The organism is Oscillatoria salina IIICB1 (assembly GCF_020144665.1).
In the GTDB taxonomy this organism is placed as follows: Bacteria; Cyanobacteriota; Cyanobacteriia; order Cyanobacteriales; family SIO1D9; genus IIICB1.
In genome coordinates, this window is sequence record NZ_JAAHBQ010000103.1 from 1 (window position 1) to 15308 (window position 15308).

General features: G+C 40.1%; 14 protein-coding genes and 1 tRNA gene. 8 read left to right on the forward strand and 7 right to left on the reverse strand.

The genetic code is table 11. The features are described 5' to 3' along the window. Nucleotides 1-603: RNA-guided endonuclease InsQ/TnpB family protein (locus G3T18_RS22245; RefSeq protein WP_224412790.1), on the forward strand; the 603-nt coding region annotated here is incomplete at its 5' end. 163 nt (nucleotides 604-766) lie between these two features. Next, a complete protein-coding gene (locus G3T18_RS22250) occupies nucleotides 767-2569 on the forward strand; it encodes a serine/threonine protein kinase (RefSeq protein ID WP_224412791.1) in 1803 nt (600 codons plus the stop codon). 372 nt (nucleotides 2570-2941) lie between these two features. On the opposite strand, the gene G3T18_RS22255 is transcribed toward G3T18_RS22250, so the two are convergent. The 5 genes from G3T18_RS22255 to rpmI all read right to left on the reverse strand — a co-directional run bounded on the left by G3T18_RS22255 (nucleotide 2942) and on the right by rpmI (nucleotide 8142). Next, the gene (locus G3T18_RS22255) at nucleotides 2942-5842 is read right to left on the reverse strand and encodes a PAS domain S-box protein (RefSeq protein WP_224412803.1); all 2901 of its coding nucleotides are present in this window, start codon (nucleotides 5840-5842) and stop codon (nucleotides 2942-2944) included. Nucleotides 5843-6082: 240 nt separating this feature from the next. Then, nucleotides 6083-6613 (reverse strand): tetratricopeptide repeat protein, encoded by a 531-nt coding sequence (locus tag G3T18_RS22260; RefSeq protein WP_224412792.1) that lies wholly within the window; start codon nucleotides 6611-6613, stop codon nucleotides 6083-6085. Between the two features lie 44 nt (nucleotides 6614-6657). After that, on the reverse strand, nucleotides 6658-7446 hold the full coding sequence (locus G3T18_RS22265) for a transporter substrate-binding domain-containing protein (protein ID WP_224412793.1): 789 nt from the start codon (nucleotides 7444-7446) through the stop codon (nucleotides 6658-6660). A 73-nt stretch (nucleotides 7447-7519) separates the two neighbouring features. Further along, nucleotides 7520-7873, reverse strand: coding sequence for a 50S ribosomal protein L20 (rplT, locus tag G3T18_RS22270; protein WP_224412794.1), 354 nt, complete (start codon nucleotides 7871-7873; stop codon nucleotides 7520-7522). A gap of 71 nt (nucleotides 7874-7944) precedes the next feature. Continuing rightward, a complete protein-coding gene (gene rpmI / locus G3T18_RS22275; RefSeq protein WP_224412795.1) occupies nucleotides 7945-8142 on the reverse strand; it encodes a 50S ribosomal protein L35 in 198 nt (65 codons plus the stop codon). A 204-nt stretch (nucleotides 8143-8346) separates the two neighbouring features. Between rpmI and G3T18_RS22280 the strand changes: the two genes are divergently transcribed. The 4 genes from G3T18_RS22280 to G3T18_RS22295 all read left to right on the forward strand — a co-directional run bounded on the left by G3T18_RS22280 (nucleotide 8347) and on the right by G3T18_RS22295 (nucleotide 12751). Then, nucleotides 8347-9573: an RNA-guided endonuclease InsQ/TnpB family protein gene (locus G3T18_RS22280; protein WP_224412796.1), complete on the forward strand. Its 1227-nt coding sequence runs from the start codon at nucleotides 8347-8349 to the stop codon at nucleotides 9571-9573. Between the two features lie 21 nt (nucleotides 9574-9594). After that, nucleotides 9595-10836, forward strand: coding sequence for a coproporphyrinogen-III oxidase family protein (locus tag G3T18_RS22285; RefSeq protein WP_224412797.1), 1242 nt, complete (start codon nucleotides 9595-9597; stop codon nucleotides 10834-10836). A 127-nt stretch (nucleotides 10837-10963) separates the two neighbouring features. Then, the gene (locus G3T18_RS22290) at nucleotides 10964-11611 is read left to right on the forward strand and encodes a sulfotransferase (RefSeq protein ID WP_224412798.1); all 648 of its coding nucleotides are present in this window, start codon (nucleotides 10964-10966) and stop codon (nucleotides 11609-11611) included. 93 nt (nucleotides 11612-11704) lie between these two features. Beyond that, complete coding sequence (locus tag G3T18_RS22295) at nucleotides 11705-12751, forward strand: protein kinase family protein (RefSeq protein WP_224412799.1); 1047 nt, start codon at nucleotides 11705-11707, stop codon at nucleotides 12749-12751. Between the two features lie 193 nt (nucleotides 12752-12944). On the opposite strand, the gene G3T18_RS22300 is transcribed toward G3T18_RS22295, so the two are convergent. Both G3T18_RS22300 and G3T18_RS22305 read right to left on the reverse strand, forming a co-directional pair. Further along, nucleotides 12945-13211: a hypothetical protein gene (locus tag G3T18_RS22300; RefSeq protein ID WP_224412800.1), complete on the reverse strand. Its 267-nt coding sequence runs from the start codon at nucleotides 13209-13211 to the stop codon at nucleotides 12945-12947. 107 nt (nucleotides 13212-13318) lie between these two features. Beyond that, nucleotides 13319-13391, reverse strand: a tRNA-His gene (locus G3T18_RS22305). A 93-nt stretch (nucleotides 13392-13484) separates the two neighbouring features. Here G3T18_RS22305 and G3T18_RS22310 point away from each other — a divergent pair. Together G3T18_RS22310 and G3T18_RS22315 are read left to right on the forward strand one after the other, a co-directional pair. Next, nucleotides 13485-13889 carry a DUF4359 domain-containing protein gene (locus G3T18_RS22310; RefSeq protein ID WP_224412801.1) on the forward strand — a complete coding sequence of 135 codons (405 nt, stop codon included), beginning with the start codon at nucleotides 13485-13487 and terminating at the stop codon, nucleotides 13887-13889. 159 nt (nucleotides 13890-14048) lie between these two features. Further along, the coding region (locus tag G3T18_RS22315; protein ID WP_224412802.1) for a hypothetical protein at nucleotides 14049-15308 on the forward strand (1260 nt) is incomplete at its 3' end.

Consider the following 15308-nt stretch of genomic DNA (forward strand, 5'->3'; position numbering starts at 1 on the left):
AAATATTGCTTTGACTTTCTGGTAACAAGTGAAGGAGAGTCGGTTCCAATCCCTCAATACTATCGAAAGTCTCAGAAGCGATTAAAAACTCTACAAAAGCGTTTATCTCGCCAGAAAAATGGCAGCAAAAGATGGCTAAAAGCTGTCAAAGCTGTGGCTAAACAACATAAAAAAATTGCCGACAAGCGTAAGGATTTTCATTTCAAAACCGCCAATGAGTTATTATCAAAAGCTGAGGCTATCGCTCACGAAAACTTAAATATTAAAGGGCTGGCAAAAACAAGATTGAGCAAGTCAATTAACGATGCTGGATGGGGGCAATTCCTAACTATTTTAACTGTCAAAGCTGAGAAGGCTGGACGGAAAACTATAGCTGTGAACCCTCAAAATACCAGTCAAGATTGCTCTAATTGTGGTGAAAAAGTCCCGAAAGAATTGTCGCAAAGAACTCATTCTTGCCCACATTGCGGCATAGAAATAGACCGCGACTTAAATGCTGCGATAAATATAAAAAATAGGGCGGCAGGGCATTCCGTCCTTAAAGCTCGTGGAGTCCGACGCAATAGCGGGACTGCGAAACGAGAAGCCCACGCCATACCTTAAGGTTGGCGTGGGAGTATGTCACCTCTACTACGTTACTAATTTCCCGCGATCGCGATTTCTTTAATTAAATTCCTAGTTCTCAAAAAAGAACAAACAACAACCTTTGGTTAGAGTTATCGTAGTGGAAGGTGAACAAAACCCAAAGGGTCGATCTTCCTTCTCTATGAGTAATTTACCAGATTTTTCTAACCAGGGTTATCAGCTAGTTCGAGAATTAGGACTAAATCGTACTCATGGTCGAGTGACTTACGAGGCGATATCTTCACGAAATCAGCAGTCGGTGGCGATTAAGCAGTTTCAGTTTGCGGCGGGCGATACTCGTTGGTCAGATTATGATACTTATCAACGCGAAATTCAAGTGCTGCGAGGACTAAATCATCCGGGTATCCCTCGTTATTTGGATTCTTTTCCCACTGAGAATGGCTTTTGTCTGGTCCAAGAATATAAAAATGCTTCTTCTTTGGCTGTACCTCGCAGTTTTTCGCCGGAGGAGATTAAGCAAATTGCGGTTTCAGTCTTAGAAATTCTGGTTTATCTCCAAAATCGCATTCCTCCTGTGATTCATCGCGATCTTAAACCGGACAATATTTTGGTAGATGACGAAATTAATGTCTATCTGGTGGATTTTGGCTTGGCAAGCATTGGTACGGGGGAAGTTACGATGAGTAGTGTGGCGAAGGGGACGCTGGGGTTTATGGCTCCAGAACAGTTATTTCACCGTCAGCTAACGGAAGCTTCTGATTTGTATGGACTGGGTGCAACTTTAATTTGTTTGCTGACGGGAACGAAAAGTGCTGATATTTGTAATTTAATTGATGATGATTATCGCCTGAATTTTCAACATCTTGTTCCTCGCTTTAGTCTGAGTTGGATTGCTTGGTTGGAAAAGATGGTGCAATTGAAGGTTAAGGATCGTTTTGCGAATGCGGCGGCTGCTCTTTCTGCGGTTCAACCAGTTTATGTGGTACGGACTCCTGTGGCAGATTTAAGTCAGGTGAGGTTGGATTTTCAAGCGAAAAAGTTGGGGGAAAAGTTAACTCAAATTGTTGAGGTAAGTAATTCGGTTCCGGAGACGATTTTACAAGGAATGTGGCGGGTTGTACCTCATGAAAACGATCCTGTACCAATTAATTCTCGCCATAGTTGGATTTCTTTTAGTCAAGTAAGTTTTCAAGCTAATTATTTTCGCTGTCGGGTGACAGTGGATACTCGCTATTTACAAGCCGATCGCTTTTATGAACGAGATTTATTGTTATCTACTAATTCTCATCCTCAAGAACAGTTAGTTAAAGTTAATTTGCAAACTGCGACCGTTCCTTTACGAAAGAAAAAGTTACCTTTGGCTTCTTTGGGGTTGTTGGTTTTTTGTAGCGCGATCGCGGCTTGGTGGCAGGCGATCGCTTGGTCCGATCTAGTTGCGGAAAGTGGCTCGATGGGCTTGTTTGTCGCGGTTTTTGTCTCGGTTTTTGTCGCTATTTTTGGGCTGACTGCGGCTGTTGCTTCGGGTGCGATCGCGTCTTTGGTTACTCATTTGCGGACTAAATTTAAAGTTAAGTATCGATTACTTGACAAAGTTGTTGCTTTTCTAATTGCTGGTGTTGTGGCTTGGTTTGCGGTGCGCTTTGGGGCTTCTTTTCGTACTGGTGAAACAACGACGGCAAGTTTGGCTTTGGTAGATGTGGTGCTGTTTCTGGCGGTTTTTCAAGGTAATAAAATTGCTCAAATTTGTCATCAACGAGGCTTTAGTCGGAGTTTGGCGATCGCGGTTTCTTGTTTGAGTGTGGCTTGGGGTGTTACTTTGGGCTTAGGTGGTCAAGTTGGTTGGTTGCATCCGGCGATCGCTACTGCGACAATCGCGATCGGTTTACCTTTAGTTGCTTTAACTATCTATCCTCCCTTGGAAAGAGCTAGATTAATTGCTAATTATCGCTCTTTTGAAGCACGACAACAATTGATTAAACCGTAAACTAATTAAGCTTTAGCTTTGATTTTTTCAAGTTCGAGTTAAAGCTTAATTTTTCAGTCAATTAGCTTGACTTTTTTGCTTAATTAATGATATTTTCTTACTGAGCCTATTTATAATGGTAATATAATCAGTCATAAATAATCACACATATCTCCATTATAAAGAAAATTATAGCAGAAACGAAAGCAAAGCGCAAGAAAAAAAGCCAAAACTTCTACTCAGAAACAGTCAAATCATAATGCTTCGACAACCAAATCCAATAATGATGTTCAATCGTACATTGCTGCGTAGAAACCGCCTCAACTCCGTATTCTTTAGCCATTTTCTCAATCAAAAGTGGTTGGGATACTAATATAATAAGGTAAAATCTAACTAATTAGAAGCTTTTCTGGCACTTTTGCTGGGAATTTCGATAATAAATTCAGTTCCCTGTCCGGGAGTAGAAAAGCAAGATAATTGTCCTTTGTGAGTTCCGACGATAATTTGATGAGAAATAGCTAAACCCAGTCCCGTACCTTTTCCTACGGGTTTAGTTGTAAAGAAGGGGTCAAAAATGTATTTTTGGACTTCTGGGGAGATACCTATTCCATTATCTACAATCCGAATTTGGACGTGAGATTCATCAACTAAACAAGTATGAATTTGTAGTTGTAAATTGTCATCAGCAACATCTTGTTTTTGACTTTTGAGTAAAGACTGTTCTTGCAAAGCATCAATTGCATTAGTGAGGATGTTCATAAATGCTTGATTTAGTTGTCCGGGATAACACTCAACCAAAGGTAGTTTGCCGTAATTTTTAATAATTTCAATGGTGGTATGAGGAAACTTTTCTTGAAAACCACTTTGCAAAATCATCAAACTGCTGTCGATACCTGAATGGAGATCGACTTCTTTAAATTGAGCTTCGTCGAGGCGAGAAAAGGTACGCAAACTAAGCACTATTTCGCGGATCCGATTAGCTCCGACTTTCATTGAATTTAGGAGTTTGGGTAAGTCTTCTAAAATAAAGTCTAAATCTTTATCGGCGATCGCGTCTTGGATTGCTTTTTCTGGACGAGGATAATAACTTTGATAAAGTTCGAGTAAATCTGTTAAGTCTTGGGTATACTCTTGGACGTGAACTAAGTTACCATAAATAAAGCTAACTGGGTTGTTAAGTTCGTGAGCGACTCCTGCAACCAACTGTCCGAGGCTGGACATTTTTTCGCTTTGGACGAGTTGAGTTTGGTAGGAGCGAAGTTCGTGAAGTGTTTGTTCGAGTAGTTCGGCTTTGCGGTGCAGTTGTGCTTCCGATCGCTGCAAAGCGATTTCCGCAAATTTGCGATCGCTAATATTTTCAATTACACCAACAAAGTATTTTGGTTTTCCGCGAGCTTCTCGCACCATTGAGACGGTAAGATTTACCCAAACAATCGAACGATCGTTGCGGATATAGCGTTTTTCATGGGTAAATGTCGCTCTTTCACCTTTTAACAACCGTTGGACATTTTCTCGATCTAATTGAACGTCGTCTGGGTGAGTAATTTCTTGAAAATTCAGTTCGTATAATTCTTCGGGTGTGTAACCAACAATTTCGCAGAATTTTCGATTTACCCAGAAAAACTTTCCGGAAGTATCTGCATGAGCAATTCCCACGGCTGCTTGTTCAAAAGTAGCACGAAAACGTTCTTCACTTTCGCGCAGGGCTTTTTCGACGGAAGTGCGATCGCTAATTTCCTGTTGTAGTTGGGAAACTACTTGACTTAATTCAATCGTACGTTCCTGTACCCTAGATTCTAATTCTTCATTGAGCCGTTTGAGCTTAACCTGTGCTTGTTTTTGTTCGGTAATATCCCTAGCTGCGGTATAAATAAGTCCGGTATTTGCTTCTAAGGCTGATTTCCAAGCTAACCACTTGTAACTACCATCTTTAGTACGATAGCGATTTTCAAAGTAGAGAGTGGGAATACCTCGCGATAAGTTACTGATTTCAACTAAAGTTGCACTGCGATCCTCGGGATGAACGAAATAAATGAAGGGATGAGCGAGAAATTCCTCAGCCGTGTAACCGAGAATTGTGGTAACTGCGGGATTTACGCGCTTGAAATAACCATCTACTCCAGCGATTCCCAGTAAATCGAGGGATACACAAAAGAAGCGATCGCGTTCTTCTTCTGTCTGTTTCCGTTCGGTGATATCTTGAAAGAAAATTGAGAGTCCTTCTACTCCCGGATATGCTCTAACTTCCAACCAAGCATTTAAAGGCTGATAGTATTCTTCAAAAGTAACTGAAACTTGCTCTTTAATTGCGCGGTGATATTCCCGATAAAATTTCGATCCTACTGCTTGGGGAAAAACTACCCACAGATTTTGACCTAAAAGTTCTGCGCTAGGACTTTGCAATACTGACGCTGCTTGAGAGTTAAGATAAGTTATTTCCCAATCTTGATTAATGCTGATAAAAGCGTCAGTAATACTTTCAAGCATATTCAGGGTATGACGGCTGGATTCTCGTAAAGCAATTTCCGTCGAAACGCGATCGCTAATATCTCGAATTGTCCCTACTAAAAATTTATTTCCTGCTTCATCAATAAAACAAGATTTTTTGGTTGAGATAATGTAGGTATTCCCCGCGCGATCGGTAAAACTTTCTTCGTTTGTGTTTTCAACTCCCGTTTTTAGTACCTCTTCGTCTTTCTCGCTCAAAAATTTTGCTTCTGGGAAAGAAAAAAATTCGCGATCGGTTTTGCCAATTAATTCTTCTCTAACTACACCCGTAAATTTACAAAAAGCTTCATTTAAAAGGACAAAACGATGCTTTTCATCTTTGACAAATACTGGATCGCTAATTCCGTTAATCACATTTTGTAAAAATGATTGAGAGGTTTTTAATTGAGCTTCGATCTGTTTTCTTTCAGTGATATTCATTAACAGACCATCCCAGAGAAGATCTCCGTTTGGCTGTTTTTCCGGTCGCGAAGCTGCTTGAATCCAAATAATTTTACCTGAATGAAGGACAAATCTTCCTTCCCATTCCCAAGCTGCTAAATTTTCGGCTGCTTTAACTACCGATTTCGCAAAAGCCTCTCGATCTTGAGGGTGAATCAAATTAATTAAAGTCTCAGCATTTGCTTTTATTGTTTGAGCTTCTAATTCAAATAATTCTTGACAGCTAGGACTAATAAAAGTAAAATCAACAGTACCATCTTTTCGTTGCAAAAACTGATAAACTACCCCTGGTATACAAGCAGATATTCGTTGAAAATGCGAACGATTCAGTTGTAATCTTTGCATTGGCACAACTGCTGGGTTTAGATTGGTTATTGCTATTTTTTGGGGTATCGACATATTGAGATCATGTCTAATGAGGTATTGATTTGCTTGACAAATCTCGGGCTTTCTATTTATATGATTCCCAGTTTTGATAGCAATTTACAATTTTCGTTTCAATATTTAACACTTTTGCCAAGTTACTTAACAAATCCTAATCTAACTACAAAACTCTTTAGGAGTTTTGTAGCTGAGGAAAAATGCTTAATTAGAAGTTACGAGGCGTTTGCGTAAGGATTCTGCCCGACGTTTAGCAACCGAATTATTAGGAGCGTAAGTGAGTGTTTGCTCATAAATTTCTAGAGCTTGAGCAGTTAATTTTTTACGTTCGTAGGCATTAGCAAGATTATTCAAAGCTGTGATATAATCAGCTTTATTCTTAACAGCTTCTTTGTATTCGCGAATTGCCATGTCGTACTGTTCTTGAGCAAAGTAAGCATAACCGAGGGCGTTATGAATGAGAGCGAGGTTTTCTGGCTCCTCTTTTTTGCCAGATTTTAAAGCTTTTTGGAAAAGTTTAGCAGCTTGGACAAAAAGTTTTTTATCGAGATAAATACTACCAAGTTGATAGTATTCTAGAGGCGTACCTTGTTCTTGTTTGAGCTTTTTTTGTAGCTGAGATAAGTTAGTTTCAGTTTTGCGAGTTTGGAAAACTTGGCGAAAAATAAAGACGGCAGATCCGGCAAGTATGACTAGCAAAACGGATAAATAAATTAGGGGAAGAAGTTCGTTCATAACTGAATCTTATTTATTTCGATCGTTGTCTGCTAAGATTTATTTTAGGGTAAACCCCAATAGATAATCCGTTCTTGTAACCAACCAGATTTTTGCCAGTTAGCGATCGCCTCGTTGACTTTCCGGCGTAAACTAGCATACTGTAAGCCTGTGGGCATGACAATTGCTAAGGGTTCGCCGGAAAGACGTTCGGGAAGTAAGCGATACTGGGGATATTCTTGCACCCAACCTGTCAAGACACTTTTGTCAGCCGCAAAAGCTGTAGCTTCTTTGGTTTCTAACAGTTGCAATGCTTCTTGGTAAGAATCAACCCCAACTAATCGAGCCTGGGGTAAACTATACTTAATCACAGCAATAGTGGAAGAAGCGCGAATTACAGCAATTGTGCTGGTTTGCAAGTCAGTAAAGGTTTGTATTGCCGGATCTTTAGTAACCAAACCAGTGCCATCAAGATAATAATAAGGGCTAAAATCAACGAGGCGATCGCGTGATGCGGTAAAAGTAACTCTGGCGATCGCGATGTCAACTTTTCCTTCGATCACTGCATTTAACCGCTCTTGATTGGTTACTGGTTGTAATTCTACCGCATCAGGACTACCGAGGATTTCAGCAGCTAAACGTTTTGCAATTTCAATTTCCAATCCTTGTAAATTACCTGTTGCATCGGTAAAAGCCAAAGGACGGAGATTATCTTTCACCGCCACAATCAGTTTACCACGGCGTTCGATTTGAGCTAATTCCGCCGCAATTGTTAAGTAAGGTGTCAGGTAAGGTAAAGTGAAAGCGGCGATCGCTATAGATAAGCTGAGAATTTTTTGCTTAATCATCGTCATTGATATCCCCTAAACAAAACTAGCCCGCCAAAGCGGGCTGATTGCTAAAATCATTAAAATCCAACCGATTTGCTTACTCAGCTTGACTAGCTACTTCGACAACTTTAGTAAAAGCTGCCGGATCTAACACTGCTAAATGTGCTAACATCTTGCGGTTAAGCTGAATATCAGCCTTTTTCAGCTTACCGATAAGCTGAGAGTAGCTCATCCCATTTTGACGTGCAGCCGCATTAATCCGTGTAATCCACAAACGGCGAAAATCGCGCTTGCGACGACGGCGATCGCGATAAGCATTCCGCAACGCTTTCATCACCTGTTGGTTAGCTGTGCGAAACAGCTTCGAGTGCGATCCTCGATAACCTTTAGCTAATTTGAGAATTTTCTTGCGGCGTTTGCGAGCTACATTACCGCGTTTTACTCTGGTCATAGTCGTTGTTTATTTGTTCTAATAAGGTTGACTCTTCTTGACAATTTCCCTAAAGTCTGGTACTAAAGACTTTACATATATGGCATCATCAAACGCACATTTTCTTCATCGCGCTCGTGTACCGTTGCCATATTCGACAAACGACGTTTGCGCTGACTAGACTTATGCTGTAATAAGTGGTTTTTGTAAGCTTTGCGGCGCATAATTTTGCCATTGCCAGTGACGCGAAAACGCTTTGCCGCCGAGCGTTTAGTTTTTAGTTTCGGCATAATCTCTCTTTAATTCGACACAATTCACTATTATATCATGAAACTCTTGGTATCTGCTAAGTTTGACAATTAATAAGCAAAGCCTTCTTTTGACCGAAAATCTTGGGTTTCAAGCCCCGTCCTTTAGGGAAGCGGAGGACGGCTTTTTGTTGCTATTTTGGGTTGAATCTGCTACCATTTTGATACTAACGTGGTCAGGATCAAATGTTGGTCTTGGAGTACAAGGTTAAGCCAAAGCCACAACAAGTAGCTGCCATTGAAGAGGCGATTCGGACAAGTCAGTTTGTGCGAAATAAAGTGCTTCGCTTCTGGATGGATAATAGAGGTGTAGGTAAAGCTGAACTCTTTAGATACAACACAGCATTAAGAAATGAGTTTGAATTTGTCAAAGACTTAAACTCCCATGCTTGTCAAACTGCGGTTGAGAGAACACTGAGAGCAATTACTCGTTTTTACGAGAATTGTAAACAACAAAAACCAGGAAAAAAGGGCTATCCAAAGTTCAAGAAGCACTCACGCTCTGTAGAGTACAAAGTTTCGGGTTGGAAGTTGGATGAAAAGACCAAGAAACACATCACCTTCACCGATAAAAAAGGAATAGGGAGACTAAAGTTAATTGGTTCTAGAGACATTCAATACTTTCAGCCAGAGCAAATTAAACGGGTCAGAATTGTCAGGAGAGCAGACGGATATTATGTCCAATTTTCCATCAAATTAGACCCCAGAGATACCGTAAAACCTTTAACTCCTACTCAGAAGGCTGTAGGAATTGATGTGGGTTTGAAGTTTTTCATTGCTGATAGTCAGGGGAATACGGAAGTAGTTCCTCAATACTATAGAAAAGCAGAAAAACATCTTAATAGACTCAACCGCAGAAAATCAAATAAGTACCGCAAAGGCAAAAAGCCACAGTCCAATAATTATCACAAAGCGAGACAGCGATCTGCCAAAAAGCATTTAAAAGTAAGTAGGCAACGAGAAGAGTATTGCAAGAGAATTGCACTCCGTTTAATCCAATCTAACGATTTGGTCGCCTATGAAAATTTGAATGTCAAAGGCATGGTGAAGAATCGTCGTCTAGCTAAATCGATAACGGATGCAGGATGGACAACTTTCCGTCAATGGTTAGAATACTTTGCAGACAAATATGGGAAATTAGCCATTGCTGTTCCTCCCCATAATACTTCTCAAAACTGCTCCAACTGTGGAGAGAAAGTAGAAAAATCTCTATCGACGAGAACTCATGTTTGTCATCATTGTAGGTTTGTTTGCGACCGGGACTGGAACGCGGCGATAAACATTCTGCAAAAAGCTTTATATATCGTGGGGCGCACGAAAATCTACGCTTCAGGAGAAACTTCCTCTTGGTTGGTTGGAGAAATCCTGTTAGCCAACGAAGATTCGTTGAATGAAGAATCCACGTCCTTATAGGGCGTGGAGCGTCAATATCCTATGTCTGTACCAGCCTTCAAACTTAGTCCTACTGCTGAACGGACGCGCCCGAAAACTGAAAAGCTACGGCTCTACGTTCACATCCCCTTTTGCAATTACGTTTGTAGCTACTGCTTTTTTGCTAAACGAGTCGGGTTGGGATTGCCGGAGATGCAGCGTTATGTTCGCGCCTTGAAACAGGAATTAGCATGGGTTGAGCCTGGTACGCCCCTCGATCAACTTTTTATGGGTGGGGGAACGCCTACTGCGCTGCCACCTGAGCTACTTGATGAAGTTCTAAGTACCATTTTTGAGCGGATGCCTAGGGATGACAGTAAAGTGCATACGGTAGAAACGTCCCCAGAGTCGATTTCCCCGGAGCATATTGAAGTCCTCCGGAAGCACCAAATTGGTCGGGTGAGTATGGGAATTCAAAGCCTCGAACAGCAGGTTCTCGATACAGTTAACCGTCGTCACAGCGCCGAAGAAGCCTTAGCAGCTTGTAAATTACTTGCCGAAAGTGGATTAATTGTCAACATCGATCTGATCTATGGTTTGCCCGGTCAAACCTACGCCAGTTTCCGGCAGAATTTCGAGGCGATCGCTTCACAGGGAATTCATGCTTTTACACTCTACAACCTGCGGACTAACGAGCGTACCCCTGTCACTAAGTTTATCGAGGAAAATGAAAGATGGAATTTAGAGCGATTAATTTCTTGGCGGGCTTTCGTGAAGAAAACAGCAGAAGAGTTTGGCTTTACCCAAACGCGCTGGCATACTTTCAAACGCCTAGATACGATCCTCGCAAAACACGATCGCGCACCCTGTTTTAATCCTGATGGTATGGGCTATCAATTGGGGATTGGCGTCAGCGCCCGTTCTCAATTAGGCTACACTCTCTATCGCAATACGCAACAGTTCAATACTTATTTGCAACGAGTAGAAAATGGCAATAGTCCTGTCGAGGATACAATTCCCCTTAAATTAGGCGATCGCAAAACCCAATTTATCGCTCGCTCGATTGGAGATGGCAAACCTCTCAACCGCTCAATTTATCAGCAGGCTTTTGGTTCTAACATCGAAGAAGATTTCGGTGAAACAATCCAACGTTTACACGACAATAAAGTTATTGAAGATGATGGTACTCAACTCTATCTCTCAGAAAGTGGCAAACTTGTCTACGATTTAGTCGTCGCTTGTTTTTATCCACAACATGCAATTGAGTGGCTACAACAGAAGGACAAATCTTTACTCACTGCCTAATCAGTTTGTGGCAATTTATTTGCTTGGTGAGGTTGCGCTTTGAGGGCGGATAAATATTAGGTAGAATAAGCTCGTGTAATTGGTCATTCTGAAAAATACTGACCTCAATTTTTCCCTCTGTATGATTATGAAATTTACCCAAAACAAAAACTGCGTCCTTTTTCCCAATTTTCTAATTATTGGTTCAGCAAAAGCAGGCACAACCTCACTTTACTACTATCTCAATCAGCATCCTGAAATTTATATGAGTCCAGTCAAAGAACCTGGTTTCTTTGCCCTAGAAGGTCAGCCTTCTACTGCGAAAACTCGCTCGTACCAAATCGCTAATTTAGTTGAATATCAAGGGTTATTTCGAGGAGTAAAGGAGGAAAAGGCTATTGGCGAAGCCTCTGTAAAATACCTTTTCGATCCTCATGCTCCCCATCGGATTAAACATTATATCCCCCAGGCAAAACTCATTGCCGTGCTGCGCCATCCTGTTGATAAAATTTATTCTAAATTTTTACATAATATTCGTGACAGAGTAGAGCCAATTCAGGATTTTGCCCTAGCTTGGGAAGCAGGAAAACAACGTCTTCAAGATCCTAATTCTTTACGAAGATTGCAGTATCCGAGAATCGGATTTTATTATGCTAAATTGCAACAATATTTCGACTTGTTCCCTACTCGGCAAATTCGGGTTTACTTATATGACGATCTCCAGGAAAATAGTTTAGAAATGATCCAAGATATTTTCAGCTTTTTAGAAGTAGATTCTTCTTTCGTACCCGATTGAAATTAAGATAAGATTTGAGCGATGTAGCCGGGTCAATGTTACTCAAATTACCTACTTCTAATAAAGACGCGATCGCAATTTTAAATTCCCATTATGCTTAAAGGACTAACTATTTTTTTACTTGAAAATACAGGACTAGAGAAAAACCTGCAAAGTCAGATTATTGAGTTGATTATTCAGCAAGGCTTTTATCTACTTACTACTCAAATTTGTGATTTATCAGCAATCAACAAACTGAAAGATAAGCTTGGCTGGACTGAATTAATAGAGCGAGAATTGTTAGCATCATCCGGAATCTTAATCGTTGCTTTTGATGTTTTTCCTCTGCCGCCAACTTCAGCCCAACTAGATAATGCTAGAATTTTAAAGGCAAAAGAACTTAACAGATATTTGAACCATCCTCAAGTTACTAGTAATAGCGCTCAAATTCTGCACTCAACAGCAAATTCAGAACAAGCTTGGACTATTTTGCAAATATTCTTTCCTAATCATATCGATAGTATTTTTCAAAAAATAAAGCAAATCAAAATATCTTTTGCTACTCATTATCCAGTCTTGAAAAATTTATCTAGTGGTTTAGCAAGACGAGCTAAAGTAGAGTTAATTAAATACCAAAAAAAGTTAGCAGTAAAAAAAACGTTCCGACTCGGTTGTGAAAGATTTTTGCAACGGGAATTATTTGTAATGAAGGAATTAAGTAAATTGCGCTCGGAAATACCACCTCTACTAGATTGCGCTCGCTCTTTTGTTATTTACCCTTATTATCAAGATACCCTAAATTTTACTTCTAGCGAAAACAAACAGATTCCTTTAGAAATCGTCCAGCAATCTATGGAAATTCTCTATTTTTTTTACGAACTTGGTTATGCACTGATTGATTTTCATCCTCAAAATTTGCTTTTAGATCGAGAAAAAGGATTGAAAATTATAGACTTTGAATTTCTGTATCGATACAAAGTTAAACCTAAATCTTTTGAAAAAAGCTACGATCTAACCGGAATTCCACAAGATTTTGACGGAGATATTCCTATAAGGAGTTTATCGGCAAAACGACTTATAAGAATAAGAAGTTATCAAACAGTTTGGCAACCCTATATAGGTTTAGAACTTCACGAACTTCTAGATAAATTATCTTTTTGAATTACGATGATTCTATTTTATTTTAGTCATCTAGTTCTTTTTCTATGATTTCAGTTTAGTTGGTTTTCATTACCAATCAACAGAGAAAATTATTCAACTTCCAAGTTGATTTTCTGTCTTGGTTATGCTAAATTAGTAGTTAAGTGTCAAAATAAAAAAGCTCATTATCGAAAATTATTAACACCATTCGATTTCAAAAATTTTGGTTGAGCAAATAATCGATAAAATCTTTTGCATTAGAACTACTTTGATAAGCTTCTGTCCCTAAATAACATTCATAGCAAGGAAGATGAGAAACAATATTTTGACAAAGAAGATTAATTGTTTCCTGATTGGGGCTAAAATGATTATTATGCAAAGTAAAAATAGGTGCTTGGTTGGTTTGAGAATAATTTCCTAATAAAGCTTCTGTCAGTCGTTTGGAAGCAGTAGATAAGGAGGCTCTATTTGTAACAAACATTTAGCGATTTCATATTAGTAGAACCAAGCAAAACAAGGGTTAAGAGGAGATGACCTGAAACCCTTGATTTACGGTAATTTAGGTGAAAAAGTCTGTTGAGTAAAGAAGGCGAACGACGGGACTTGAACCCGCGAATGGTGGAACCACAATCCACTGCCTTAACCACTTGGCTACGCTCGCCGCGTCCTAAGTTAGTATAGCACGTTACAGGTCAATTAATCCAGTTTCAATTTAGTTAAGCTGGATCTAGAAAATAGTATAGGGCAAAACAAGATGAAAATCGTGCAGGTAGTAGCGGCCATCGCTGGTGTAACTTTGGGTGGGCTAGGGGTATCAATGGCTTTAACTAACCCTAGTCGAGATGCTTATGAAGAATACGCTGCTGCCCAGTTATCAGCTTATCTCAAACAAGAAGTTTGCACCCAAGCACCTCAGCAGTTGCAAGATATTCTCCCTTCTGAGTTAGGTAATTCTCTCGAAAGTGAGTGTAAAACCCTAGTGGATACAGTGCGTCCGCAAATGAAAGCGATCGTTGGTAGGAGTACAGAACGCCAAAACTTTATTGTCTTCAGCATTTATCGGACTAATCTCTCAGTCGGTCTACTAGTACCCAACTATGAATTTGAGACACTGGCAATATTTGACCAATTTATCATCTATCAAGCCCAAAAGCAGTAACCTTGTCTTTTTGTTTGATCGGGAAGCGATCGCAACTCTGTTCCAAACTACCTTCGCTACTTATTCTAACTCTCGTCTTCCTTCCAACGACACAGGTAACTCTGCTATACTATTATTCATAAGAGTTACATAAGAAAGTACATAACAGGAGAGTAACAGATGAGTAAGACGATAAAACCCTCAGAAGTACACAAAGACGGTAGTTACAACATTCCACACCTAGTAACCGAAGCTAACGAACGACTCACCCAGATAGGTAAATATGGCAGTACAGCGAAGCTAGTCATCAAGAAAGGTGTACTGCAAATTCAGTACAGTCACCCTACCCTCTTAGGCTCAAACGGCAAAGCTAAACGAATGTCAGTCACCAATAGTTGGGGGGGTGCTAACCAAGCAATCAACACGCGCCATCTGGTAGAAGCTGAGACAGTAGCAACTAAGATTACCCAAGCGTTAACCAGTGGCACATACACCGATGACTGGAAAGACGAATTAATAGGACGCAAACCCAAAGAACGCCAACAATTACCGACCGCAGCAACTACAGAACAGAAACTAACCTTTCACGACGCTTGGGAAGTAATTAACCGTGACTGGGAAGGGCGCAAAGATAAATTGAAAAACCCCGACCATGCTTACAGGAATAGTTTTTGCCGCTTCAAGCCTTGGGAAGGCAACAACGAGACAATAACATTCAAAGCACTTGAGAAATGGCTTGTTGACACTAAGCTGCGTGGAAGCTTAAAAAGAACCCACCTCCAAACTCTTAAACGAAATTTACCCTTGCTTGAATTACCAATAAAATTCACAATCTGGGTGAACAAAGAAGCGAAAAATATTGAAATTAAAAAGAATAAAGACCATTTACCGCGCGATAAAGAAATAGAGGATACTTGGGAGATAATGTGGAGAGAAACTGTCGAGAATGCGAATAGCAAAAGGAATGCAATCAGAAGCGGTCGCAATCTTCGTCTCTACGGTATCCTTGCCATATATGGGTTACGGGTTCATGAAGCCTTCTCAATTATGAACTGGGACAATCCTGTAGTTATCCGAAACGGTGAATTCATCATAGTTGATAATGATAGTGACAGTGAATCATCAGAAACTATTAAATATAGCGGTAATGATAAGATTATTCCTGCCATTAATGACCTAACCAATACCGAAAAAATTCTAGTAATTGAAAAAGGTAAAACAGGTAAACGTCTAGCCCTGCCATTTATACCTAAAGACAAAGATTGGTTTGAAACTTTTGATTTAATAAACCAACCATTTAGTGAGGTATTACCTCAAAATAAAGACCCCTTAGAAGCAGGAAAAGGGGGATATCGCGGGTCAGCAACGTTTGCAGATTGGCTACGAAAAAGAGATTGCTCTTTCACCGCCCATAAGCTACGCCACGCCTGTAACATCAGG